Annotated in this window: 25 protein-coding genes and 3 tRNA genes; 11 read left to right on the top strand and 17 right to left on the bottom strand. The window is 37.3% G+C overall.

Translation table 11 applies throughout. The annotated features are described in order from the left end of the window. Positions 1-210 precede the first annotated feature (210 nt). Positions 211-1683: an IMP dehydrogenase gene (gene guaB / locus RE431_RS09915; protein ID WP_309561819.1), complete on the top strand. Its 1473-nt coding sequence runs from the start codon at positions 211-213 to the stop codon at positions 1681-1683. A gap of 67 nt (positions 1684-1750) precedes the next feature. Here guaB and RE431_RS09910 read toward each other — a convergent pair whose 3' ends face one another. Both RE431_RS09910 and RE431_RS09905 read right to left on the bottom strand, forming a co-directional pair. Continuing rightward, positions 1751-2293, bottom strand: coding sequence for an OmpH/Skp family outer membrane protein (locus tag RE431_RS09910; RefSeq protein ID WP_309561818.1), 543 nt, complete (start codon positions 2291-2293; stop codon positions 1751-1753). Between the two features lie 69 nt (positions 2294-2362). Then, entirely contained in the window at positions 2363-2815 is a 453-nt protein-coding gene (locus tag RE431_RS09905) for an SRPBCC family protein (protein ID WP_309561817.1), read from the bottom strand. Positions 2816-3011: 196 nt separating this feature from the next. On the opposite strand from RE431_RS09905, the gene RE431_RS09900 reads away from it, so the two are divergent. The 5 genes from RE431_RS09900 (at position 3012) to RE431_RS09880 (ending at position 9400) form a co-directional block, all read left to right on the top strand. Next, positions 3012-3872: a peptidyl-prolyl cis-trans isomerase gene (locus RE431_RS09900; RefSeq protein ID WP_309561816.1), complete on the top strand. Its 861-nt coding sequence runs from the start codon at positions 3012-3014 to the stop codon at positions 3870-3872. Continuing rightward, complete coding sequence (locus RE431_RS09895) at positions 3835-5283, top strand: peptidylprolyl isomerase (RefSeq protein WP_408914512.1); 1449 nt, start codon at positions 3835-3837, stop codon at positions 5281-5283. The genes RE431_RS09900 and RE431_RS09895 overlap by 38 nt, the downstream gene beginning before the upstream one ends. Positions 5284-5291: 8 nt before the next feature. After that, positions 5292-6242 (top strand): AAA family ATPase, encoded by a 951-nt coding sequence (locus RE431_RS09890; RefSeq protein ID WP_309561814.1) that lies wholly within the window; start codon positions 5292-5294, stop codon positions 6240-6242. A gap of 244 nt (positions 6243-6486) precedes the next feature. After that, the gene (locus RE431_RS09885; RefSeq protein WP_309561813.1) at positions 6487-8754 is read left to right on the top strand and encodes an aconitate hydratase; all 2268 of its coding nucleotides are present in this window, start codon (positions 6487-6489) and stop codon (positions 8752-8754) included. An 85-nt stretch (positions 8755-8839) separates the two neighbouring features. Further along, on the top strand, positions 8840-9400 hold the full coding sequence (locus tag RE431_RS09880; RefSeq protein WP_309561812.1) for a TlpA family protein disulfide reductase: 561 nt from the start codon (positions 8840-8842) through the stop codon (positions 9398-9400). 1 nt (position 9401) lies between these two features. Here RE431_RS09880 and RE431_RS09875 read toward each other — a convergent pair whose 3' ends face one another. The 8 genes from RE431_RS09875 to RE431_RS09840 form a co-directional block, all read right to left on the bottom strand. After that, positions 9402-10538, bottom strand: coding sequence for a lycopene cyclase family protein (locus tag RE431_RS09875; protein ID WP_309561811.1), 1137 nt, complete (start codon positions 10536-10538; stop codon positions 9402-9404). A gap of 16 nt (positions 10539-10554) precedes the next feature. Beyond that, positions 10555-11004: a sterol desaturase family protein gene (locus tag RE431_RS09870; RefSeq protein WP_309561810.1), complete on the bottom strand. Its 450-nt coding sequence runs from the start codon at positions 11002-11004 to the stop codon at positions 10555-10557. Between the two features lie 12 nt (positions 11005-11016). After that, positions 11017-11856 (bottom strand): phytoene/squalene synthase family protein, encoded by an 840-nt coding sequence (locus RE431_RS09865; protein ID WP_309561809.1) that lies wholly within the window; start codon positions 11854-11856, stop codon positions 11017-11019. A 1-nt stretch (position 11857) separates the two neighbouring features. After that, positions 11858-13324, bottom strand: coding sequence for a phytoene desaturase family protein (locus RE431_RS09860; protein ID WP_309561808.1), 1467 nt, complete (start codon positions 13322-13324; stop codon positions 11858-11860). Between the two features lie 9 nt (positions 13325-13333). Next, the gene (locus RE431_RS09855; protein ID WP_309561807.1) at positions 13334-14236 is read right to left on the bottom strand and encodes a MerR family transcriptional regulator; all 903 of its coding nucleotides are present in this window, start codon (positions 14234-14236) and stop codon (positions 13334-13336) included. Positions 14237-14412: 176 nt separating this feature from the next. Continuing rightward, positions 14413-14495: transfer RNA gene (locus RE431_RS09850), tRNA-Leu, on the bottom strand. A gap of 69 nt (positions 14496-14564) precedes the next feature. After that, positions 14565-14637: transfer RNA gene (locus RE431_RS09845), tRNA-Lys, on the bottom strand. Between the two features lie 31 nt (positions 14638-14668). After that, positions 14669-14741 (bottom strand) — tRNA-Lys (locus tag RE431_RS09840). A 126-nt stretch (positions 14742-14867) separates the two neighbouring features. Here RE431_RS09840 and RE431_RS09835 point away from each other — a divergent pair. Further along, positions 14868-15389 carry a shikimate kinase gene (locus tag RE431_RS09835; RefSeq protein WP_309561806.1) on the top strand — a complete coding sequence of 174 codons (522 nt, stop codon included), beginning with the start codon at positions 14868-14870 and terminating at the stop codon, positions 15387-15389. Here RE431_RS09835 and RE431_RS09830 read toward each other — a convergent pair. Genes RE431_RS09830 through RE431_RS09820 form a run of 3 tightly spaced genes read right to left on the bottom strand, consistent with a single transcriptional unit; the run spans position 15381 to position 16860 of the window. Further along, the gene (locus RE431_RS09830; RefSeq protein WP_309561805.1) at positions 15381-15881 is read right to left on the bottom strand and encodes a phosphoribosyltransferase family protein; all 501 of its coding nucleotides are present in this window, start codon (positions 15879-15881) and stop codon (positions 15381-15383) included. The two genes, RE431_RS09835 and RE431_RS09830, sit on opposite strands and share 9 nt — an antisense overlap. Before the next feature lie 3 nt (positions 15882-15884). Next, positions 15885-16460, bottom strand: a complete 576-nt coding sequence (locus RE431_RS09825) for a class I SAM-dependent methyltransferase (protein WP_309561804.1) — start codon at positions 16458-16460, stop codon at positions 15885-15887. Further along, on the bottom strand, positions 16453-16860 hold the full coding sequence (locus RE431_RS09820; protein ID WP_309561803.1) for an RNA-binding S4 domain-containing protein: 408 nt from the start codon (positions 16858-16860) through the stop codon (positions 16453-16455). Before RE431_RS09820 ends, RE431_RS09825 begins: the two co-directional genes overlap by 8 nt. An 80-nt stretch (positions 16861-16940) precedes the next feature. Here RE431_RS09820 and RE431_RS09815 point away from each other — a divergent pair, with 80 nt between their 5' ends. Further along, complete coding sequence (locus RE431_RS09815; RefSeq protein ID WP_309561802.1) at positions 16941-17879, top strand: FKBP-type peptidyl-prolyl cis-trans isomerase; 939 nt, start codon at positions 16941-16943, stop codon at positions 17877-17879. 70 nt (positions 17880-17949) lie between these two features. On the opposite strand, the gene RE431_RS09810 is transcribed toward RE431_RS09815, so the two are convergent. Then, on the bottom strand, positions 17950-18729 hold the full coding sequence (locus RE431_RS09810) for a hypothetical protein (protein ID WP_309561801.1): 780 nt from the start codon (positions 18727-18729) through the stop codon (positions 17950-17952). A gap of 87 nt (positions 18730-18816) precedes the next feature. After that, complete coding sequence (locus RE431_RS09805) at positions 18817-19521, bottom strand: class I SAM-dependent methyltransferase (protein WP_309561800.1); 705 nt, start codon at positions 19519-19521, stop codon at positions 18817-18819. Between RE431_RS09805 and RE431_RS09800 the strand changes: the two genes are divergently transcribed. Beyond that, on the top strand, positions 19521-20015 hold the full coding sequence (locus RE431_RS09800) for a YkgJ family cysteine cluster protein (protein ID WP_309561799.1): 495 nt from the start codon (positions 19521-19523) through the stop codon (positions 20013-20015). The genes RE431_RS09805 and RE431_RS09800 overlap by 1 nt on opposite strands. Here RE431_RS09800 and RE431_RS09795 read toward each other — a convergent pair. Both RE431_RS09795 and RE431_RS09790 read right to left on the bottom strand, forming a co-directional pair. After that, positions 20012-20194 (bottom strand): PLD nuclease N-terminal domain-containing protein, encoded by a 183-nt coding sequence (locus RE431_RS09795; RefSeq protein WP_309561798.1) that lies wholly within the window; start codon positions 20192-20194, stop codon positions 20012-20014. The two genes, RE431_RS09800 and RE431_RS09795, sit on opposite strands and share 4 nt — an antisense overlap. Positions 20195-20200: 6 nt before the next feature. Beyond that, positions 20201-21439 (bottom strand): exo-beta-N-acetylmuramidase NamZ family protein, encoded by a 1239-nt coding sequence (locus RE431_RS09790; RefSeq protein ID WP_309561797.1) that lies wholly within the window; start codon positions 21437-21439, stop codon positions 20201-20203. A 6-nt stretch (positions 21440-21445) separates the two neighbouring features. On the opposite strand from RE431_RS09790, the gene RE431_RS09785 reads away from it, so the two are divergent. Both RE431_RS09785 and RE431_RS09780 read left to right on the top strand, forming a co-directional pair. Further along, complete coding sequence (locus RE431_RS09785; protein WP_309561796.1) at positions 21446-22678, top strand: ABC transporter permease; 1233 nt, start codon at positions 21446-21448, stop codon at positions 22676-22678. Positions 22679-22761: 83 nt separating this feature from the next. Further along, the gene (locus RE431_RS09780; protein ID WP_309561795.1) at positions 22762-23742 is read left to right on the top strand and encodes a PLP-dependent cysteine synthase family protein; all 981 of its coding nucleotides are present in this window, start codon (positions 22762-22764) and stop codon (positions 23740-23742) included. Positions 23743-23781: the final 39 nt, after the last annotated feature.

Below are 23781 nucleotides of genomic sequence, written 5' to 3'. Positions count from 1 at the left end.
TATAGATTCAATTAAATTTACGACCGAAGGATTTAAGAAACAATATAAATTATTAAATATCAGGCTTCTATTTCTATAAGTGCCTTTTGGAGAGAGAGGAATTTATAATATTCGCTTTGGCATTTTTTGTTCATCTTCTCTTAACACATAATTGCCTCGTTTTCTCACATATTAGCCTTACATTTGCATGCAATTAAATCCTTAATTGCAATGACAGCACACGACTCAAAGATTCTAGGCGACGGATTAACTTATGACGATGTACTTTTAGTACCGGCATATTCTGAAGTTCTCCCTAGAGAAGTAAGTATACAGACAAAATTTACCCGAAATATTTCAATAAATGTTCCTATCGTTTCCGCAGCGATGGATACAGTAACCGAATCTCGTATGGCTATTGCCATGGCGCGTGAAGGAGGAATTGGTGTTCTTCATAAGAATATGAGTATAGAACAGCAAGCCTTGAAAGTTAGAAAAGTAAAGCGTGCTGAGAGCGGGATGATCATAGATCCTGTAACCTTACCAATTTCTGCGAGAGTGCGCGATGCTAAAGAATCTATGAAAGAGCACAGCATTGGTGGAATTCCAATTGTTGATGAGGCAGGGAAATTATTAGGAATTGTAACGAACAGGGATCTTAGGTTCGAGAAAAATCTAAATCGTCCTATCGCTGAAGTGATGACTTCAGAAAATCTTGTGACTGTAGCGGAAGGAACTTCCCTTGATGATGCTGAGGATATACTTCAAGAAAATAAGATCGAAAAACTCCCGGTAGTTAATGATAACGATAAACTGGTTGGATTGATCACTTTTAGGGATATTACTAAACTTACTCAGAAGCCAATGGCCAACAAGGATGGTTATGGTAGATTAAGAGTGGCAGCTGCAGTTGGTGTTACCGGAGATGCGGTAGATCGTGCTGAAGCTTTAGTAAATGCCGGTGTAGATGCAATAATTATTGATACAGCGCATGGACATACCAAAGGAGTGGTGCATGTTTTAAAAGAAGTAAAGAAAAAATTCCCTGATTTAGAGGTGGTAGTAGGGAATATAGCAACTGGAGATGCCGCTAAATATCTTGTTGAAGCTGGAGCTGATGCGGTTAAGGTAGGAATAGGACCTGGTTCTATTTGTACTACGCGTGTAGTTGCCGGAGTTGGATTCCCTCAATTCTCAGCAGTGCTGGAAGTTGCAGCAGCCATTAAAGGTTCTGGTGTACCGGTAATTGCAGATGGTGGAATTAGATATACAGGGGATATTCCGAAAGCTATAGCTGCTGGAGCAGACTGTGTAATGTTAGGATCTCTGCTTGCAGGAACTAAAGAATCTCCGGGTGAAACCATCATTTACGAAGGAAGAAAATTCAAATCTTATCGAGGGATGGGTTCTGTTGAAGCCATGGAAAAAGGTTCAAAAGACAGGTATTTTCAGGATGTAGAAGATGATATCAAAAAACTAGTTCCGGAAGGTATCGTTGGTCGTGTGCCTTATAAAGGAGATCTGGAAGAAAGTATTCATCAATTCATTGGAGGGCTTAAAGCCGGGATGGGTTATTGCGGAGCCAAAGATGTTGAAACGCTAAAAGAGACCGGGAAATTTGTGAGAATCACCGCTGCAGGTGTACATGAAAGTCACCCACATGATGTTACAATCACCAAGGAATCTCCTAACTACAGTAGATAAATTGATATTTATAAATAAAAAAAAAGCCCTGAATTTTCAGGGCTTTTTTTATAGTTTCTGGTAGAACTTAGTTTTCAACTGTATTCTCTGCAGCTGGCTTTGGTTCTTTAGGTTCAATTCCTAATTTGTCCATTACTCTTAAAGTAATATCATCTTCAGCTCTTGAAAAAGCCAATCCGGTAGCTCCTGCGTGAAAGATCTGAGTAAATCCTTCTTCAGCGATCACAGTTTTCATTGCCTCATCGATCTTTTCGTATAAAGGACCTGTAAGTTCATTTCGCTTCATCTGCATCATTACTGAAGCTTTCTGGCGGAAACCTTTTATGTCGTTTTCAAGTTCGATGATCTTGGCTTCTTTTTCTTTTCTTGTTTCTTCTTCAAGACCTTCATTAGTTTCCTGGTAATCTTTTACCAGTGTTTCATACTCCTGGATATTCTCTTTAAGGTCGCCTTGAAGTTCGGTATTATATGCCTCCAGGTTCTTAGTCACTTCCGTGTTCTGTGGCATCTGGGAAAGAATATACTCGGCGTCGATGGTCCCGATCTTGGTTTGTGCATTTGATGTAAATGCGATAAATAGTAATAAAATTCCTAAAAATATTCGTTTCATTTTGTCTTATTTTTTCGCAAATATAACAGCCTGAGTAAAATATAACTAGATTTTAATTTAAAAATGGAATTATTCGTTCTTAACGCTCTTTTCATCTTCCACAAAAGCCTTGAAATCTTCCATGTATTTCCATGATTGTTTCTTAAAGGCGCCAGGCATGAACCAGCCAAACAATTTCATAAATCCGCTAAAACGAAATTCATTTTCTGTGATCCATAAAGTATCATTTTCCAGGGTGTTGCTAAACCTGTTGACCTGATAATTATATACACCCTTAGCTTCATAAGTAGCGCTGAATTCATTTGGGAGATTATTTTTTATGATCGTTTCGGTCATTTCAATTTCTCTTTTTCCGATTTTAAATTTCAAGAGATTCTGAGATCCTTCGGCTCCAAGTTCACCATTGATCGGTTTCATAAAAATAAAACCTCGCTGCCAGTGTTCTATATTATCGGGATTAGAAAACTTGGCAATAACCTCTTTTCGTGGCCTTTTAATAGTGATTTCCTGCTGATATTTCATAAGTAACTGGTTTGATGCTTACTAAAGATAGGATAGAATTAAATATTTGAAAAATTTATAATTTAAAATGCCGTTTTTCGTTATGGCTTTAGCTTGCAGAACCTTAACTAATTCTTATTTTTGCGCGAATGAAGACTTTAGAAGTTGAACTAGGCTCTTCCGGCATTCAAATGGAGAGATGCTAAAAAAATTGATTTTGAAGAAATATTTTCCTGGAATTGTTTTTGGTCTTTTAGCGCTACTGGTAACAGGTTGTGGTTACTTTGAACAATCTGATGATCGTAAGGTTATTGTAAGGGTTAATGATTCATACCTTTATGAAGAGGATATTGCTGCCTTGATCAATGAAGACACTTCGCCCGAAGATAGTTCTATCATTGTTTCAAGTTATATTACCCGCTGGGCTACTCAGCAACTTTTGATAGACCGCGCTGAATTGAATTTACCTGAAGCGCAGCAAAACGATTTTAACGGGTTGGTAGATAATTACAGGAATGAGCTATATACAAATGCTTATACCGAAGCGGTAGTTTCCAGGGATCTGGATACTTCTTTGAACAAATCTGAAGTGGAAGAATATTACGAGCAGAACAAGGAAAATTTTATTCTAAACGAAGATCTTGTAAAGTTGCGCTATATCAACCTGGCTAAGAACAGCAATAATTTGGATGAGCTTGAAACGAAATTCAGAAGGTTCAATGAAAAGGATCAACAGGAACTTATTGATATGGCGCTTCAGTTTAAAAATTATTCATTGAATGATTCAGTTTGGGTGAAGACCAAATCGGTTTATAATAAAATTGGCCCGCTTTCTGCGGACGATAGGTCAAGCTTGCTTAAGAAATCAAATTTTATGGAATTGCAGGATTCACTAAATGTGTATCTTGTATACGTAAATGACGTTCTAAGCCGAAATGAGCAGGCTCCTCTTGAATACGCTTCGGCAACCATTCGCGAGATTTTGCTGAACAAGCGAAAGCAAGCGTTAATTAAGGAATTAGAAAAAGATATTACAAAAGATGCAATTAAGAATAATGAATTTGAAATCTACAATTAAATCTGTTTTAGCTGCAGGATGTATTTTAATGTCCACGTACGCCGGAGCACAGGAAGTGATCGTAACAGACAGTACTTCCATTCAGCCAGATGCCGAGTTGAAAAAGGAAACGGTGACCAAGCAAGGTTCCCAGAGAATGAAAGTAGATGGCATTGCCGCGGTAATTGGTGAATATATCATCCTGGACAGTGATGTAGATCTTATGTATAAAGATATGCAGAGCCAGGGAATGACCACTGCAGATGTTACCGATTGCCAGCTTGCAGGTTCTTTAATGGAAGATAAATTATATGCTCACCATGCGATCCAGGATAGTATCATTATTCCAGATTCCCAGATCAACGGCATCGTAGATCAGCAAATCCAGGGGCTTTCTCAACAGGCAGGTTCTATGGAAAAAGTGCTTGAGTTCTATAAAAAAGAAAGTGAAGCTGAATTGAGAGATGAGATCTTTCAGTTAACAAAGCAAAGACAGTTGGCTCAAAGAATGCGTCAAAAGATCATTGAAGAGATCGAAGTAACTCCGGAAGAAGTTAGACAATATTATGTTGGAATGGAAGAGAAGCCAATGTTTGGAACAGAGGTAGAGCTTTCTCAGATCGTGATTGAGCCTGAAATTCCTGAATCTGAAAAGCAAAAGGTTATTGATAGGTTAAATGAATTCAAAGCTGATATTGAGGAGAACGGGGCAAGTTTTGCAACCAAAGCCGTTCTCTACTCTCAGGATCCAGGTAACGCATCAGATGGAGGTAGAATAACGTTATCTAGAAAGGATGCATTCGTAAAGGAATTTAAAGATGTGGCTTTCAGTCTTCAGGAGGGCGAAATTAGTGATCCTTTTGAAACAGAATTTGGGTATCATATCATTCAGGTAGATAAAATTAGAGGTCAGACGGTTGAATTAAGACACATTATTCTTATACCTGACGTTACCAATGCTTCCGTAGAAGAAGCTAAAAAGGAAATCGATACCATCAGAAGTAAAATCGTTTCAGGGAAACTTGATTTTGCTGAAGCTGCTAAGGCTGCTTCCGATGAGGAGGAAACTAAGAATGACGGTGGTAAATTGATCAACCCGAGAACAGGTGATACAAGATTCGAATTAACTAAAATCGATCCTGAACTATTCAAGCAGGTGGAAAGTCTGGAAGAAGGTGAAGTATCTTTGGTACAGACTCAAAAAGACAGGACTGGAAGACCTCAGTTTAAGATCATGAAAGTGACTAAGAAGATTGAAGAGCACGAAGCTGATTATGCTACAGATTATCTTAAGATCAAAGAGCTTGCACTAAGAGATAAGCAACTTGAAGCTATTGATGAGTGGCAAAAAGAAAAGATCAACGACACCTATATTAAAGTGAACGGAAAATACCGTGAATGTGATTTTAATGGTGACTGGGTGAAAAATTAAATTGATATATGTCTGACGTTGCACTGGTAGAAAAATTAGTAGATAAACACAGGGATCTTAAAAAAGAGATCTCGAAAGTGATCGTAGGTCAGGATGAGGTGGTGAACCAGATCCTGATCTCTATTTTTTCCGGTGGTCACTCATTATTAATTGGAGTTCCGGGTTTGGCAAAAACACTAATGGTTAATACCATTGCCCAGGCGCTTGGATTGGATTTTAAACGTATCCAGTTTACTCCAGATCTCATGCCTAGTGACATTCTTGGGTCTGAGATCCTTGATGAGAACAGAAAGTTCAAATTTATAAAAGGGCCAATTTTCACCAATATACTTTTGGCCGACGAAATTAACAGGACTCCTCCTAAAACTCAAGCAGCTCTTTTAGAGGCTATGCAGGAAAGAGCGGTAACGGTCGCAGGACATCACTATAAATTAGATCTGCCTTACTTCGTACTGGCAACTCAAAACCCGATAGAGCAGGAGGGAACCTATCCGCTTCCTGAAGCGCAATTAGACCGTTTTATGTTTGCGATCAATCTGGATTATCCAAGTTTTCAGGAAGAAGTTGATGTGGTAAAATCTACTACTTCAGATGAACCGAAGCAGGTAAATGCCTTATTTTCTGCTCAGGAGATATCTGAAATTCAGCACGTGATTAGAAGAATCCCTGTGCCTGATAATGTTGTAGAATATGCCGTTAGATTGGTAGGAAAGACCAGGCCTTTAAATGGAGCGCCAGATCTTATCAAGAATTATGTAGATTGGGGTGCTGGTCCAAGAGCATCACAGAATCTAATTATGGCGGCTAAAACTCATGCCGCCGTAAACGGTAAGTTTTCTCCCGATATTGAAGATGTTCAGGCCGTTGCCTTCGGAATTCTTCGACACAGGATCATTAAGAACTATAAAGCAGAGGCTGAAGGCATTACCGAAGAGGAGATTATTCGTAAACTCTTCTAAATTTTATAATTTCTTTAGCTAATTCATAATCAGTCTAAAAAGCTAATCTCCTCCATTATCTGCTTCAATTTTGATAAATTCTCAATTTATCATCAAAATATTGGTTTTTATTGAATTTTTAGCGGTTAAAATTATAATTTCAGAAATTATTTATACTAAATTCTGACTATCGCTTCTAATTTTCAAAATCCCTTGAAAATCCCTATTTTTGCAAGACTTTTTTAGAACATAAATTAAACAGAATATGGCATACGATATTGATATGATTAAGAAGGTGTATAGCCAAATGGCTGAACGTGTGAATACAGCACGTGAAGTTGTAGGTAAACCTTTGACACTTTCAGAAAAGATCCTTTATTCTCACTTATGGGATGGTAAGGCCAACGAAGCTTACACCAGAGGGAAGGATTATGTTGAATTTTCACCAGATAGAATTGCCTGTCAGGATGCGACGGCACAAATGGCATTGTTGCAATTTATGCAGGCTGGGAAGAAGCAGGTAGCAGTTCCAACTACGGTACACTGTGACCACCTTATCCAGGCGAAAATGGGAGCGGCGATAGATTTACAGTCAGCTAACAAGAGTAGTAGTGAGGTTTTTGATTTTCTGGAATCAGTATCAAATAAATATGGAATTGGATTCTGGAAGCCGGGTGCAGGTATTATTCACCAGGTTGTTCTTGAAAACTACGCTTTCCCAGGTGGAATGATGATTGGTACCGATTCTCACACAGTGAACGCTGGTGGATTAGGAATGGTAGCGATTGGTGTTGGTGGAGCAGATGCTGTTGATGTGATGGCAGGGATGCCATGGGAGCTTAAATTCCCGAAACTTATTGGAGTTAAATTAACCGGAAAACTTTCTGGTTGGACTTCTTCTAAGGATGTAATTCTTAAAGTAGCCGGTATCCTAACTGTAAAAGGTGGGACAGGCGCTATAATCGAATATTTTGGTGAAGGTGCACGTAATCTTTCATGTACAGGTAAAGGAACTATCTGTAATATGGGGGCTGAAGTTGGTGCAACTACTTCAACTTTTGGTTATGACGACTCTATGGAGCGTTATTTAAGAGCTACAAATCGTGCAGATGTTGCCGATGCAGCAAATGAAGTACGTGAGCACTTAACTGGTGATGATGAGGTTTATGCAAATCCAGAGCAATATTTTGATGAATTGATCGAGATCAATTTAGATGAATTGAAGCCTCACCTAAATGGACCGTTCACTCCAGATCTTGCTACTCCAATTTCTGAAATGGGAGCAAAAGCTAAGGAGCATGACTGGCCAATTAATGTAGATTGGGGTCTTATAGGTTCATGTACGAACTCTTCTTATGAAGATCTTACCAGAGCAGCTTCTATCGCTAAACAAGCCGTAGATAAAAAAGTAAAAGCAAAATCTGATTTCGGTATCAACCCGGGATCTGAACAAATTAGATTTACTGCTGAAAGAGACGGATTGCTTCAGATCTTTGAAGATCTTGATGCAACGATCTTTACGAATGCCTGTGGACCATGTATTGGTCAGTGGGATCGTTCAGATAGAAAAGGTGAAGAAAAGAACACTATCGTTCACTCTTTTAACCGAAACTTCTCTAAGCGTGCCGATGGTAACCCGAATACACATGCATTCGTAGGTTCTCCGGAAATGGTTGCAGCAATTGCAATTTCAGGACGTCTTGATTTTGATCCAACTCGTGATAAGCTTATGAACGAGGATGGTGAAGAAGTAATGTTGGACGAACCACAAGGGATTGAATTGCCAACTAAAGGATTTGCAGTAGAAGATGCAGGATATGTTGCTCCAAAAGAAGATGGAAGCAGTGTTGAGGTAAAAGTAGCCGAAGATTCTGAAAGACTTCAGTTATTAACTCCTTTTGAGCCATGGGATGGTAAGAATCTTACCGGAGCTAAGCTTTTGATCAAAGCCTGGGGTAAATGTACAACAGACCATATTTCTATGGCAGGACCATGGTTACGTTACAGAGGTCACCTTGATAATATTTCTAATAACTGTTTGATTGGAGCTATTAATGCTTACAATAAAAAATCAAATTTTGTTAAGAATCAACTTACAGGTGAGTACGATGGTGTACCGGCAGTTCAGAGAGAATACAAGAAAGAAGGAATTCCAACAGTAGTTGTGGGAGATCATAACTATGGTGAAGGTTCTTCCAGAGAGCACGCAGCAATGGAACCAAGACATTTAGGTGTAAAGGTTGTATTGGTGAAGTCTTTCGCTCGTATTCACGAAACGAATCTTAAGAAACAAGGGATGTTAGGTCTTACTTTCGCGAATGAAAGCGATTATGATCTAATCCAGGAAGATGATACTTTCAACTTTGTAGATCTTGAGAACTTTGCTCCAGATACGCCATTAACAATCGAGATCGTTCATGCAGATGGTAGCAGGGATACCATTAAGGCTAATCATACTTACAATGCTCCTCAGATCGAGTGGTATAAGCATGGTTCTGCGCTTAACCTTATCAAGAAGCAAAACGCGGCTTAATTAAAGCTGAAATTATAAAAAGAAAACTCCCTTTTCAGGGAGTTTTTTTATGTCTTAACTTTGCAGAAATTTTGTCTCCAGAATTATGAAGCTATTCAAAAATCAGTGGTCTAATATTATAATTATCGTGATCGTTCTGGCAATGGTAATTCCGCAAACCAGAAAGCCTATCCAGATCTTTGTAAATAAGCTCATCTCTTTTGCACCTTCAGTAAATGATGAAGATGATCGTAAGAAAATAGCTGATTATAACTGGGTGTTGGAAAATGTACGAGGAAAACGAACGGAATTTTCAGAATTTGAAGGAGAGGTTGTTATTGTAAATTTCTGGGCCACCTGGTGCCCACCCTGTATTGCAGAAATGCCTAGCTTTCAGGAACTATATGAAGATTATGGAAATAAAGCGACTTTTCTTTTTGTTTCAGGAGAACAGCATGAAACTGTTGATGGTTATATGAAAAGAAAACGTTTTACGCTGCCTTCCTATAAAATGCTGACCAAAGCTCCAGAGCCGATGGATGGACGAACCCTGCCAACAACTTATGTGATCTCAAAAGATGGAAGTATCGTGGTAGATAAAGTAGGTTCTGCCGATTGGAATAGTGATAGCTTCAGGCAGACACTGGATAAGTTGATCGCAGAATAGATCAGATCTTTTTGAAAAAGGATTTCAGGAATTGAGGATGATAAAGTGACATCATAATCTTTAATTCTTCAGAAAAACTTGTTTCTTCATCCAGAAACCTGAAAATATCCTGAATGGAATTCTTCGTATAGAATTTCGTGAAAAGGGATTCTCCAAGATCATTACGTTTTTCTAATACATCTAGAAAAATAGCATCGTACCGCTGAAATTTTTTATTCATGAGATTGGCTGAAGGTCTTAATCCACTTTTGATATTATCGATTAGTTGCTCCACCTTAGTTTCAGTATTTTTAAATGAATAACCAGAAGATGCTTTCACCCAGCCACCAGCAGTGCCAATTCTGGTAAGATAATCTGTATTGAATTTATGGAATGGATAATCGGTCATTGGAATTACTCCTTTTTCTGACTCTATAATTTCGTAATTTTTAATATTTAATATATCACGGATGTATTCTTCCAGCTTATTATCGTAAACCGCTTCTTCAGTAAGATAAGGAGTGAAAAAAGTGAATTCTACCAGCGCTTCGTTTTTGGAGGTAGGAAGAATGTAGGTAAAGCAAGTGCTTTCTTTATATTTAATCCGGTAATCCATCATTGTAAAGACTTCAGGATCAAAATGGGCATTTTCGGTTTTGATCTTAATTCCTTTGAAATGTTGATAGATGACCGCGCATTTTTCATCGTTTTCAAATTCCGACGGAGGTCTGCTATCAAAAAAATGAGTAGCCGTGTACTTCGCATTTTCACCGAGGGCAGTTCTTGTTACCTGGTCAATTCGTGTGATCTTATCCTGAATAAAAAATATATCGTCTGAAGATTCCAGCTCGGCTTTTACATGATCGTAAAAATCAAGGGAATTCAGCATTTTATAAGAGTATGGTTTTAAATCCAGATCTTCGGAAACTTCGGAAGAAATAAATTTTCCTCTTTTCCATTCCCTGGAGATTAAATGATCCCAGTTGCCGCGGCCTTCTTCCCAGAAACACCAGGTCTTATCATTTTCAGATTTATCTGAAGGTTCAATAATCGCGATCTTCTTACCCTTAAAAAATAGATCTCTATTTATTCTTAAGGCAAGTTGAAGTCCGGCCAGACCACCACCAACAATGACGTAGTAATAATCTGGAGTTATCATTTTGTAGGGAATTTGATTATTTCTTGAAGTATTTAAAAGGTACGAAAAGCATTCCGAAGCATTCACCATCATCCTTTCCCAGATGTTTGTGATGCATTTTGTGTGCTCTTCTTATTCCTTTGGCGTATTTATTATTTGCATTTCTAAACAACTTAAAACGCTGATGGATGAAAATATCATGCACGGTAAAGTAAGTGATCCCATAAGCAAGAATCCCCAGACCAATTGGTAAACCAATCCATACATCTTCATATCTCCAAAGCAGGAAACACCCAATACTTACCAGTGCATAAAAAACGAAGAAAAGGTCGTTTCGTTCCCACCAGCTGCTATGATCTTTTCTATGGTGATCTTTGTGCAACTTCCAAAGAAAACCATGCATTACATATTTGTGTGTAAACCAGGCCATCCCTTCCATCATCATGAAGGTTCCCAGAAATACCACAATCCATAAAATAACATTCATCACTCTATTCTTTTAAATAAGATTCAATCTGTATGAAATATAAGACTTACAAAGAAGTCCGGCTTTTTCATAATTCGGAACCCTGACTCTTCGCTTTCTAATTTCCAGCGAAGGTATTCTCTTCAATTTTTGTAACAGCTTTCTATAATAAATATATGCTGTATAAACTCCAAATTTAGCTTCTACAGGTAAATGGGCAATACCTTTAAGGCCTTTATGAAAATCATCTTCAATCTCTTTGATGATCTGCTCTTTATTCACCTCATTCAATTCTGAAAGATCTACGTTTGGAAAATAACTTCTACTCAGATCTTCATAATCTGCTTTTAGATCACGCAAGAAATTCACTTTTTGAAAAGCAGAACCAAGACTCATCGCAGATTCCTTTAGTTCATCATATTTTTTCTGATCTCCTTTTACAAAAACTTTCAGACACATAAGACCAACAACATCGGCACTTCCGTAAATATACTGTTTGTATTCTTCCATGGTTAGATATTCAGACTTATGAAGGTCTAATCGCATGCTATCCATAAATGAATCATACAATTCTTTATCTATAGAATATTTATGTACTGTTTCCTGAAATGAATTCAGAATAGGATTCAAAGAAATTTTGGAATCTATTGCCTTGTATAGATCGCCTTCGAAATCCTGAAAAAGTTTTTCTTTATCGTAATCGTGGAATGTATCAACGATCTCGTCTGCAAACCGAACGAAACCATAAATGTTGTAAATATCCTGCCTTATAGAAGGGGCAAGCATTTTAGTAGCCAGGGAAAAGGATGTGCTGTAAGAATTGGTTACGGTCTTACTGCACTCTCTGGAAACTAGGTCAAAGATAGCTTTCATATTAATTTTTTTCATATTTCTCAATCAGTCCCGCAGCAAGCTTCCCTGAAATTAGGGAAGGTGGTACACCCGGACCTGGAACGGTTAATTGTCCCGTAAAATAGAGTTGGTCAACTTTTTTACTTCTTAATTTAGGTCTTAAAAATGCCGTCTGGAAAAGCGTATTAGCCATTCCATATGCGTTACCTTTGTAGGAATTATAGGCTTCTTTAAAATCTTTCACGCAGAAGGATTCTTTAAATATAATATTTGTTTTTAATTCCTGACCGGTAAGTTTTTCAAAACGGTCTAGGATAATATTAAAATAATGTTCTCTTAGCTCCTCGGTATCCTCAAGATCTGGTGCCAGTGGAATCAAAAAAATTCCAGCTTCCTTACCTTCTGGAGCACAGGTATTATCTGTTATTGAAGGGAAACTTGCATAGAATAATGGATTTTCCGGCCATTTTGGATCATCATAAATATTCTTAGCATGCTCTTCAAAACTTGAATCGAAAAAGAGGGTGTGGTGTGAAACATTTTTGATCTTTTTATCAAATCCAACATAGAAGAGGAGCGAAGAAGGGGCGAAGGTCTTATTTTTCCAGTATTTCTCTGAGTATTGTCTAAGTTCAGGTTTTAAAAGTTGTTCCGAATGATGATAATCGGCTCCTGAAAGCACAATATCTGCATCATAAGTATTTCCATTAATCGAAATTCCTTTAGCCTTTCCTTTTTCAGTAACGATCTTATCTACTGCTGAATTAAGGTGGAATTTAACACCTAATGATTCCGCCAGATCCCTAATACCTTCAATTACTTTATACATGCCACCAACCGGATGCCAGGTTCCAAGACCAAAATCGGCATAATTCATAAAGCTGTAAAAGGCTGGTGTATCGCTTGGTTTTGCGCCCAGGAATAAAACCGGGAATTCCAGGATCTGTCTTAATTTATTATTAGAGAATTCACTTCTTACATCACTGCTAATATTTGTAAAAAATCTACCCAGCCGTTTCGCTGTTTCAGGAGTTATTAATTCCATAGGCGATACACCTGGTCTATATACAAGATCTTTAATAGCAATATCATAATTATCCTTAGCCTTCGATATGAACTTTCTTAGACTTTTGGAACTACCTGCTTCTTCCTGTTCAAAACTGTCATAGATCTCCTCTAATGAGCCTGGAATAGTTACAGATTCATCTTTACCAAAGTAGACCTGATATGCAGGATCTAATTTTTCCAGAGCATAGTAATCTGATGGTTTTTTTCCGAAGTCTGAAAAGAATCTTTCAAAGACATCTGGCATCCAGTACCAGGTTGGCCCGATATCAAATGTAAAACCATCTTTTTTTAATTGCCGCGCTCTCCCTCCAACGCTGCTATTTTTTTCAAAAACTTCTACCTGGTATCCTGACTTTGCCAGATAACATGACGCAGCAAGAGCAGAGAAACCAGATCCTATTATAATTATTTTTTGGGGCATTGGGGCGGCTTATAGTTGATTGATGAATTCAGAAATTGAATGTTGTACTTTAATATTGGCTGATAATTTATCTTTATTTATCTCTTTGGTTCTCTGTCCGAATAAATGAAATTCATGATTTTTTTCCTGACATACTTTTTCCTGAAAATCTTCAATGAATTCCTGAATATCGGTATTTACAGGGGATATGGTAAGATAACTTACGAAAATAAGGTTGTCATGGATTTTCATCAGGTAATCCATATTATCTAAAGGTAAACTTGGACCCAAATAAATTGCATTCTTTCCAGCGTTCAATAATTCATAATTTAAGTAAAGAATTCCTACATCATGAATCTCATTGTCTGGCAGAAAGAGAACATATAGTTTTTCATCCTGGTTATTGAGAACTTCAGATTTTAATTCAGCAATATTAATATAGATCTTTTGTTTGATCAGCTCTACAATGTAGTGTTCGTGTATGGGTTTTATAGTGTCAGTTTGCCAAAGCATACCTATTTCCTCTAATAGAGGCAGAAATACATCATGGAAAACCTCGCTGAAATCTTTTTTCTCTCTAAGCTTATTATAGGTTCGCTGGAATAACCGATCATCAAAATTCATCATGGCGAGCTTAAATGAATTCCTAGCCCTGTTTTCTTCGCTGGAGGAAGCAGAAATTCTTTTCACCAGGTTAGTGATCTCGGTCTCCTCCATTTTTGAAATTCGAGAAATCTTATAGCCATGACTATTTAAAAATGCGATGTTTAATAGCTTCTGAAGATTGTCTCCGTTATAAGTTCTAATATTGGTATCAGTTCGTTCTGGCGTGAGAATATCATATCTTTTTTCCCAGATTCTAATGGTGTGAGCCTTAATACCACTAAGGTGTTCCAGATCTTTAATACTGAAATTTTGCTTTATATGTTCCATGATTAATTATAGGAGTTAAACAAATCTAAACAATTATAGATCTTAACCTAATTATTGAAATGTTAAATTGTTTAATGTAATGGTTAAATAATTAAACAAATTAAGTTTGGAACAAAAAAATCTCCTTGCATTGGAGAGTAAATTAACTTGAAAAATATAATACTTTGAGAAAGTAGTACCCGGAGCGGGACTTGAACCCGCACGCCCTAAGGACACATGGCCCTCAACCATGCCTGTCTACCAATTCCAGCACCCGGGTGAGTCATGGATTAGAGCTCCATAAGCTGGTAATAAAAAACCGGAATAAATCCGGTGTAGAACTTAGTAGTGATCTGGCTGGGGCTCGAACCCAGGACCCTCTCCTTAAAAGGGAGATGCTCTACCAACTGAGCTACCAGATCTAGAACAAAATCAATTTTTGAACTTGTTTAGTGATCTGGCTGGGGCTCGAACCCAGGACCCTCTCCTTAAAAGGGAGATGCTCTACCAACTGAGCTACCAGATCAATAAAAAGCATCCGTCGTTTTGCGAATGCGGGTGCAAATATACATTCATTAATTTATATTTCAAGCCTAAATTGGTATAATTTTATCATAGTTTTGCCTTTATCTCATTTTAAGCAGATTACACAATGAAAATATTTCTACTGGGATATATGGGTTCCGGAAAATCTTATATAGGAAAGCGATTAGCAGAAAGAATTGAGCAAGATTTTATAGATTTTGATGAAGAAATCGAAAAAAGAGAAAATTCTAAAATTTCTGAAATTTTTGAAAAAAAAGGAGAGATCTATTTTCGAAAACTGGAACGAAAGGTTCTGGAAGAAATGACTTCATCTCCAGAAAATCTAGTTATTTCTTTAGGTGGCGGTACTCCGTGCTATGGCAATAATATGGATCTTATCAAAAATGCTAAGGATTCGACTTCTGTGTATTTAAAGCTAAATATCGAGAATTTAACGAACAGGCTGGAACAGGAAAAATCACACAGACCAATGATCTCTCACCTTGAGGATCGTGAAAAACTGGAAGAATTCATACGAAAGCATCTTTTTGAACGCGGCTTCTATTACAACCAAAGTGAATATATCCTTGATTGCAATACGAAATCGGCAGATGAAATAATTACCGAGATACAGGAAAAATTAGGATAGTTCTACTCGCTCTTTATTTTTCTCAAAAATAACTTTTACAGTTTCACTAAGGGAAGTAGATAATGAAATCCCTTTAAAATCAGCTTTTACGGGATATTTCTTATGATTCCGGTCTACGAGAACAGCGGTTTTGAATTGTTTTAATGGGACTTCAAGAAAATGTCTAACTCCATAGATCAATGTGGTTCCAGAATTTAATACATCATCTACGAGGATGATAGATTTATCCTGGTAATCCTCGGCCGAAAGTGAGGTTTCAATAGGACCAAGCGGATTTTTTTTATCGATCTCGACCTTACAAATCGTGGTTTTTAAAGGTGAAATATCATTTAGTTCCTTTACCAGCTTTTCAGCAAGAACGTAACCATTCTTCGCAATACCAGCTATAATGATCTCGGTTTCGTCAACATTACTTTCATAAATCTGATAAGCAATTCGGCGTATCTTATGCTTGATTTGCTGCTGGTCTAAAATTGGGTGATGATCTTTCATCTTTTATTTTTTGCTGAATTTAAAAAACAATTCATTACCCTGTCTGGGTTTTATGGAATTGTAACAAGCCTCTAAAATATCAATTTTGAAGTACGGGCTAAAATACTTTAAATATTCTTCTTTGCTTCCGCCAAATGGAGGTCCATCCGGTTTCAATTCGAAGTTGAAAAGAACTCCACATAGCTTTCCTGGATCATGAAGTAGTTCTGAAGTTTTTTTTGCGTATTCCGGTCTTAATTCAACTGGTAAGGCACAGAAAAATGTTTGCTCCAGGATGAGATCAAACTTTTCAGTAATGTCAAAAAAGTCTCCCTGGATTATATTTTCATCGGGGAATTCTGGAAGTCTTTTTTTAAGGTTTTTGATTGGTTCCTGAGCAATATCACAGATCCAGATATTTTTAAAACCTTCTTTGAAAAGATATTCAGCCTCGTATGAATTCCCTGCTCCGGGAATGAGAATTTTTAAGTCTTTATTTTCTAATTGATCTATATACTCCTTGATAGGGGTAGAGATGTGGCCAATATCCCAGCCAGTATTACCTTCTTTGTATCTAGATGACCAGAAATCTTTATTCATCCTTCTTTTCAGGTTTATCGGTTACATCATCACTGGCATTCTCAAACCAGTCATCAATATCACGTCTGTCTTTTTTGGTGGGTCTTCCGGTACCTTTTTTACGATAATAATCCTTTGAATATTTCAGCAGGTCTAGTTTTTCAAATGCCTCCTTTGGAGTTATATCATGAACATAGAGATTTACCAGTTTTGCACCAACGCGACTTTTGGGAAGATCAAGGATCTCTATCTCGTAATTGATCTGGTTCTTTCGCACTCTCAATTTATCGCCCGGAAATACATCTTTTGAAGGTTTCAGGATTTCCTCTTCAAGCCTCACTTTTCCTTGCTTACATGCATTCGTTGCAATACTTCGGGTCTTAAAATATCTAATACACCATAAAAACTTATCAACTCTCATAATTTGACCTCCAATTCAGCGTTCAATATTGAGCAAAAATACAAGATTATTGTATCTTGCGGCTCCAAAATAGAATTCTGATGAGAATAAACAAACTTTTACTGATTTGCCTTACGGCTTTTCTTGTTTTTTCATGTGATAAGGATGATGACGATATCCTTCCTGTAACTTTAAGAGATAGGGGAGAACAGGCTATCGAGGATGATCAGGACCTTGTGGAATATCTTTCCACACACTTTTATAATTACGAAGAATTTGAGAATCCATCTGAAGACTTCGATTACGTTATTAGATTTGATACAATCGCAGGTGATAATGCAGACAAAACTCCGATTATAGATTCAGATGGACTTATAACGAAAACTGTAAATTCTGAAGGTGTAGATCAACAACTTTATGTTCTTAAGGTTCGCGAAGGAGTAGGTGCGAAACCAACTTTCGCCGATTCCACTTTTGTAACTTATTCTGGAGAGCTATTAAATGGGAATAATTTTGATAGCAGACTTAAAACTCCAACCTGGTTAAATTTGTCTCCTTATTTTTCCAGAAGTCAGGGAGGTGTAGCGCCTGGTGTGATTAAAGGATATCAAGCTGCACTTCTAGAATTTGGTGGGGCGAGTGGTTATTCGGTAAATTCAGACAATACAATCAACTGGAATAATGATTATGGTATTGGAGCAGTTTTTGTTCCTTCAGGGCTTGGTTATTTCAACCAGGCTAGACCAGGTATACCTTCTTATTCCCCAATCCTGTTTCAGTTTAGTTTGTATATAGCTAGAGAGGCAGATCATGATAATGATGGGGTTCCATCTTATATGGAAGACCTTGACGGAGATAAAGATGTTTTAAATGACGATTCAGATGAAAACGGTTTGCCAAATGTTTCAGATCCAGATGACGATGGTGACGGAACACCAACCAGAGATGAGATCATTATAAATGAAGATGGAACTATTAGTTTTCCAGATGCGAATGATAATGGAATACCAGATTATTTAGATCCAGATACATTTCAATAGTTTTAGAACTATTCAATAAATTAAAAAAGCCGGCAATTACGCCGGCTTTTTTATTAATATTTCTTGTTGATTATTTTCCACCTACCGATTGAAGATCTTCAATACAGGCATCATCAAGGTTAGGAACTCCGCTACCGTCAATTAAATTAATCACTCCGCTTCCAAATTCAATTGACGCTCTCATAAGACAACCTTCAGTTACACAGTGGCCTTCATTATCTGGATCCTCATGATTTGAAACTGGTGTAGTTCCAAGATCAACGAGTCCGAATAAATGGCCAAATTCGTGATTTAAAGTTGCTGCTTCTATCGTAGCTCTATTAGGAGCTCCCGGTCTGCTGGCAAATTCTCTTATAGTTTTTTCGTAGATCACCATAGATGTATTTCTATAGGCAGAACCAAGTACAAACTTCTCATTAGTGTCTTTTTCGTTACTACCATCAGCAAAATAGATGTAAACAGCGATTTCATCTCCCACGTTATAAGCTGTACGCTCATCTTTCTCAATTTCTACGATCTCTTCAACAGCAAATGGAGCCTTTCCAGATGAGTTTACAGATCTAATATTAATTTGAATACCGTCTGGCTTATAAATTCTTGATTCCAGGAAACTTTGAAATTTTGCTATTCCTTCATCTGTTGGTTTGTTTCCCTCAACGTATACCATCTCTATATTTAAAGAGGTAAAAGTCATATCGCTTAACAGATCTGAGGCTGATGTACCAAGACTTTTAAGGTTGGCAGTACGGTCTATAGAACCGCCTCCACCTGAATTTGGATCATCCTTCGTACAGGATGCTATAAGCGTAACAGAAAAAATAAAAACTAATAATCTCTTCAATTTAATCATGATGAATTTTGTGGATTGTGGCAAAAATAGGAAAAATAGTGGTTGTGAGTTGTTTAAGCTTTGTTAGAAAACCTAAAGACCTAATTATTATGACTGTAAAGTTAGTTTCGCCAGGTAATCATGATTTTCACCCTTTTCAATGATCTCAAATTGAAAACCATTTTGTTCTGCCGATATTTTTAACCTTTCAGGATCTATATATAACCAGTCAAATTCGTCTGATTCTAATCCTTTATAACTAATTCTAAATTGAAGTTCACCATAATAATTATCATCTGGGATATCTTCATCATCGAAAAGATAAATGAGATCTGAAGAATCCATAAGAACTTGTCCATTCTCTTTTAGCAGAGTCCTGCAATGCGTAAAAAAAGCATCGAGGTTTTCCAGTTTACCTATAATACCACTCCCATTCATCAGCAAAAGAATAGTATCATATTCTTCATTCTTAATCTGGAAAAAATCTTTCGTTTCTGCGTTAGAAACTCCTCGCATCTTTGCAATTTCAATGGCACCTTCAGAAGTATCAATAGCATGAATTTCCAAATCCCGATTTTTCTGAAGTTCCAGGGCATGGCTTCCGGCACCGCAACCAACATCAAGAACTTTTCCGGAGCTTGATTTTATGGCTGTTCTTTCTATCAAGGGCATTTCTTCCAGACTTCTGAAAAGGTAATCAACAGGAATTATATCATCATCAAAATCTGGTGAATGAACAGAAATATCTGTATTATCATTTTCGTTGTAATAAGCTTTAATCGCCGTGCCGAATATATCCTTACTTTTGTCCAATGGAAGAAATTCTTAAGAGTTTACCTGAAAAGGCCAAAGATAAGAAGAAGGAGAATAGAAAGTTCTTTTCCAAGCTAAAGAAAAGACCGCCAAAAGACCTTGATTCATTAATGGTGGAATTGCATGAGGATGAATTCTCCAGAACCGATTGTTTAACCTGTGCCAATTGCTGCAAAACCACAGGACCTCTTTTTACCCAAAAAGATATTGAACGGATCGCCAAGCATTTCAGAATGAAACCAGGTGAATTTATAGATCAGTATTTAAGAATGGATGAGGAGAACGATTATGTTCTGCAGCAGGTTCCCTGTCCGTTTTTAGGAGCAGATAATTATTGTTCTGTTTATGATAAAAGGCCAAAAGCCTGCAGAGAATATCCACATACAGATCGAAAGGATTTTCATAAGATTTCTACTATAACTATCCGAAATACCGCTGTATGTCCCGCCGCTTTTAATATTGTGGAAGAGATGAAACGACGGATAAAACATTAATATTTACCGTGATCTGAAATATAATATAGCGTAGCTCCAAGAAGTGGAGCCAGAAACATTCCTGTGATCCATAAAATTTTGGCGGTCGGACTCATATCACTTTTGTAGGCATGAATAGCCATTAACACGGTAAACGTAAGTACGAGTAATTTGAAAAGAGTAAGAAAGAATTCCTGCATTAGTTTTTATTGGTAAATCAAATATTTGCTTCTTATTGTTTTAAATTTTTCCAGATCTGAGGCCCATGTAGCTTTTATTTCCTTTTCGCTCATACCTTTTTCAATCTTTTCCTGAAGTTTTTTCGTACCCGCCAAATTGGTGAAAAAAGGAATGAAGAACTCGGATTTATCAGAAGTATTCTGATAGGCTTTTATTAGCCATTCTAAATTAAGTTGATCAAGGGTATCTGAATTTGTCAAATTTTCCCCATAACATATTTTCCCGGAATGCTTTGGATATTTAGCACCATCCATAGGTTCTGGTGTGTAAGAATAGCTATAATATTCCTTATTTAAAAAAGGTGATCCAAATACCTGAAACTGATCATTAGTTCCCCGGCCTGCATTAACATTAGTCCCTTCAAAGAAGCACAGGCTTGGATACAGATTTATAGATCGGTCATTAGGCAAATTCGGAGAAGGTTTTATTGGTAAAGAATACGATCTATTATGATTGTAATTAGACATTACAATTATTTTTAACTCACATTGAATCCCATTTTTTAACCATTTCTCTCCATTGATCATTTTTGCATATTCACCAATTGTCATTCCGTGAACCACGGGCACTGGATGCATACCCACGAAACTTTGATTTTCCAGTTCGAGGATGGGTCCGTCAATGTAATATCCGTTAGGATTTGGTCTGTCCAGGATCAATAATGGGATATTATTTTCTGCACAGGCTTCCATTATATAATGCAGCGACGAAATATAAGTATAGAATCTAGCGCCTACATCCTGAATATCAAACACCATTATATCTATGTTTTTCAATGATTCTGCAGACGGCTTTTTCTGATCACCATAAAGTGAAATTACGGGTAATCCGGTTTTTGTGTCAAGTCCATTCTTAACAACTTCTCCAGCATCAGCAGTACCGCGAAAACCATGTTCCGGAGCAAAAACCTTCTTAATATTTATCTCGAGCTGCAGTAAAGAATCAACAAGATGTGTAAACTTTCTATTTTCAGTTTTAATCACTGAAGTCTGATTCCCTACGATTCCAACTTTTTTATTTTTCAGTAAGGGCAGGTATTTTTCAGTAAGATTGGCTCCGGTAATGATTTCTCCAATTTCGGGCTGTTCCTGTTTTTCTACCGCAACCTCTTCAGTTTGAATTTCAGATTGCTTATTGGTGTTTCCGCAGGAAAGAATTCCAATAAGAAAGAATAAAAATGTACTTTTGAGCAATCTCTTAATCATAGGATATTGAATTTCGAGTATTTCGTTGTAAAGCGCTTAATCAGCACTAAAAAATATAAAAGTAGCATATCTGCACCTATAATAAAAATAGCGATCACGGCGATCGCCATTGGTGTTATTATGATGCTTGTTTCTTTTGCAACCGGTCTGGGTTTGCAGGAAAAGATTCGTGATAAGATCGCTGCTTTCAACGGACACATTAATATATCCAGTTACGACAATAATAGCTCCAAGGTTTCCCTGATTCCGGTGTCCAAAGACCAGGATTTTTATCCTGAATTTATTTCGGTTGAAGGGATCAAACACGTTCAGGCGGTTGCCACTAAATTTGCCGTTATTAGAACTGAAGATGATTTCGAAGGAATTATAGTAAAAGGAGTTGGTGATGATTATAACTGGGAATATTTCGCTGAATTTTTGATAGATGGAAAACTTCCTGATTTCTCTAGTGATTTAAACGACCAGATCCTTATTTCTCAATATCTCGCCAATCGCCTGCAATTAAAGGTTGGAGATCGTGTGCCAACCTACTTTTTGCGTGAAGACAGCGAACGGCCTATTGCCCGGGGATTTGAAATCACCGGTATTTATGAATCCGGTTTTCAGGAATTTGATGAGTTATATCTGGTTGCCGATTTAAGACACATTCAACGAATCAATAAATGGGAAGATGACCAGGTTGGAAATTTTGAGGTATTCGTAGAAAATTTTGATGAGCTTGACCAAAAAGGGAATGAGGTTTATGAGAACACAGGATCTTTTCTTGACACTCAAACTATAAGTCAGAAATACTATTCCATTTTCGAATGGCTTTCGCTATTCGATTTTAATATTGCTTTAATTATCGGGATCATGATCCTTGTTTCAGGTATCAATATGATCACCGCTTTGTTGGTTCTTATATTGGAACGAACACAAATGATTGGTATTTTAAAAGGTCTTGGTGCTGCCGATTGGAGCATACGTAAGATCTTTTTATATAATGCTGGTTACCTAATTATCCTAGGGCTTTTCTGGGGAAATTTGATTGGTATCGGCATTCTCGCGCTTCAAAAATACTTCAAATTAATACCACTCGATCCACGGACGTATTATGTAACCGAAGTCCCTATCTACCTCAATTGGGACTTTATTCTAGCCGTAAATGTTGGCACATTGATCCTATGTATGATGATGTTATTGATTCCATCTGTGATCATTTCAAAAATATCTCCAGTAAAAGCGATTAAGTTCGAGTAAATTTTCCAACCAGAATATAAGCAACTCCATTCCTTGGTTTAAGGCTTCAGGATTTTTTACCTTTGCAGTCTTAAAATTTGAAAATGGAATACGCTGAAAATATATTAGGTACGATTGGAAATACTCCTTTGGTGAAGATGAATAAGATCGTTGAGGAGATCGATGCGCTCGTACTGGCAAAATATGAAACCTTTAATCCTGGTAATTCTGTGAAAGATAGAATGGCCGTGAAGATGGTGGAAGATGCTGAAAATAAAGGTCTTTTAAAACCGGGAGGAACTATTATTGAAGGAACTTCAGGAAATACAGGGATGGGCCTTGCTCTTGTGGCAATTGTAAAAGGTTACAAGATGATCTGTGTACTCAGCGACAAGCAGAGTAAAGAAAAAATGGATATTTTAAGGGCTGTTGGCAGTGAAGTGATTGTATGTCCTACCGATGTGGAACCTGAAGATCCACGTTCTTATTATTCTACTTCAAAAAGACTTGCTGAAGAAACCCCGAATTCATGGTATGTGAACCAGTACGATAATCTTGCTAATCGCCAGGCACATTACGAAACCACAGGACCTGAGATCTGGAAACAAACCGATGGGAAAGTTACCCATTTTGTAGTGGGAGTAGGAACTGGAGGAACGATCTCTGGCGTTGGAAAATATTTAAAGGAGCAGAATCCGAATATTAAAGTTTGGGGAATTGATACGTATGGTTCAGTCTTCAAAAAATATCACGAGACTGGAATTTTCGACGAAAAAGAGATCTATCCATACGTAACTGAAGGAATTGGCGAAGATATCCTGCCAAAAAATGTAGATTTTGATGTCATAGATGGATTCACAAAAGTGACCGACAAGGATGCGGCTGTTTATACACAAAAACTTTCTAAGGAAGAAGGATTCTTTTTAGGCAATAGTGCGGGAGCTGCTGCAAAGGGCTTACTTCAGCTAAAGGAACATTTCAAAAAAGATGATGTGGTAGTAGTGTTATTCCATGACCACGGAAGCAGGTATGTTGGAAAAATGTACAATGATGACTGGATGAGGAAGATGGGTTATATTGAGTAAATACCCTAATTGATCTGGTCCTTATAGTTTAATTAAATT

The organism is Christiangramia sediminicola, from assembly GCF_031344135.1.
In the GTDB taxonomy this organism is placed as follows: Bacteria; Bacteroidota; Bacteroidia; order Flavobacteriales; family Flavobacteriaceae; genus Christiangramia; species Christiangramia sediminicola.
The sequence above is the reverse complement of the archived record's forward strand: the minus strand, read 5'-3'. Positions and strand labels throughout refer to the sequence as shown.

What these genes read in the sequence shown, in the direction of transcription:
- RE431_RS09880 (WP_309561812.1), top strand. Translation starts at nt 8,840, where the DNA reads ATGAAGCTATTCAAAAATCAGTGGTCTAATATTATAATTATCGTGATC.
- RE431_RS09815 (WP_309561802.1), top strand. Translation starts at nt 16,941, where the DNA reads ATGAGAATAAACAAACTTTTACTGATTTGCCTTACGGCTTTTCTTGTT.
- RE431_RS09855 (WP_309561807.1), bottom strand. Translation starts at nt 14,236, where the DNA reads ATGGAACATATAAAGCAAAATTTCAGTATTAAAGATCTGGAACACCTT.
- RE431_RS09860 (WP_309561808.1), bottom strand. Translation starts at nt 13,324, where the DNA reads ATGCCCCAAAAAATAATTATAATAGGATCTGGTTTCTCTGCTCTTGCT.
- RE431_RS09835 (WP_309561806.1), top strand. Translation starts at nt 14,868, where the DNA reads ATGAAAATATTTCTACTGGGATATATGGGTTCCGGAAAATCTTATATA.
- RE431_RS09790 (WP_309561797.1), bottom strand. Translation starts at nt 21,439, where the DNA reads ATGATTAAGAGATTGCTCAAAAGTACATTTTTATTCTTTCTTATTGGA.
- RE431_RS09890 (WP_309561814.1), top strand. Translation starts at nt 5,292, where the DNA reads ATGTCTGACGTTGCACTGGTAGAAAAATTAGTAGATAAACACAGGGAT.
- RE431_RS09870 (WP_309561810.1), bottom strand. Translation starts at nt 11,004, where the DNA reads ATGAATGTTATTTTATGGATTGTGGTATTTCTGGGAACCTTCATGATG.
- RE431_RS09905 (WP_309561817.1), bottom strand. Translation starts at nt 2,815, where the DNA reads ATGAAATATCAGCAGGAAATCACTATTAAAAGGCCACGAAAAGAGGTT.
- RE431_RS09825 (WP_309561804.1), bottom strand. Translation starts at nt 16,460, where the DNA reads ATGAATAAAGATTTCTGGTCATCTAGATACAAAGAAGGTAATACTGGC.
- RE431_RS09800 (WP_309561799.1), top strand. Translation starts at nt 19,521, where the DNA reads ATGGAAGAAATTCTTAAGAGTTTACCTGAAAAGGCCAAAGATAAGAAG.
- RE431_RS09865 (WP_309561809.1), bottom strand. Translation starts at nt 11,856, where the DNA reads ATGAAAGCTATCTTTGACCTAGTTTCCAGAGAGTGCAGTAAGACCGTA.
- RE431_RS09795 (WP_309561798.1), bottom strand. Translation starts at nt 20,194, where the DNA reads ATGCAGGAATTCTTTCTTACTCTTTTCAAATTACTCGTACTTACGTTT.
- RE431_RS09830 (WP_309561805.1), bottom strand. Translation starts at nt 15,881, where the DNA reads ATGAAAGATCATCACCCAATTTTAGACCAGCAGCAAATCAAGCATAAG.
- RE431_RS09875 (WP_309561811.1), bottom strand. Translation starts at nt 10,538, where the DNA reads ATGATAACTCCAGATTATTACTACGTCATTGTTGGTGGTGGTCTGGCC.
- RE431_RS09895 (WP_408914512.1), top strand. Translation starts at nt 3,835, where the DNA reads ATGCAATTAAGAATAATGAATTTGAAATCTACAATTAAATCTGTTTTA.
- RE431_RS09820 (WP_309561803.1), bottom strand. Translation starts at nt 16,860, where the DNA reads ATGAGAGTTGATAAGTTTTTATGGTGTATTAGATATTTTAAGACCCGA.
- RE431_RS09910 (WP_309561818.1), bottom strand. Translation starts at nt 2,293, where the DNA reads ATGAAACGAATATTTTTAGGAATTTTATTACTATTTATCGCATTTACA.
- RE431_RS09810 (WP_309561801.1), bottom strand. Translation starts at nt 18,729, where the DNA reads ATGATTAAATTGAAGAGATTATTAGTTTTTATTTTTTCTGTTACGCTT.
- guaB (WP_309561819.1), top strand. Translation starts at nt 211, where the DNA reads ATGACAGCACACGACTCAAAGATTCTAGGCGACGGATTAACTTATGAC.
- RE431_RS09780 (WP_309561795.1), top strand. Translation starts at nt 22,762, where the DNA reads ATGGAATACGCTGAAAATATATTAGGTACGATTGGAAATACTCCTTTG.
- RE431_RS09885 (WP_309561813.1), top strand. Translation starts at nt 6,487, where the DNA reads ATGGCATACGATATTGATATGATTAAGAAGGTGTATAGCCAAATGGCT.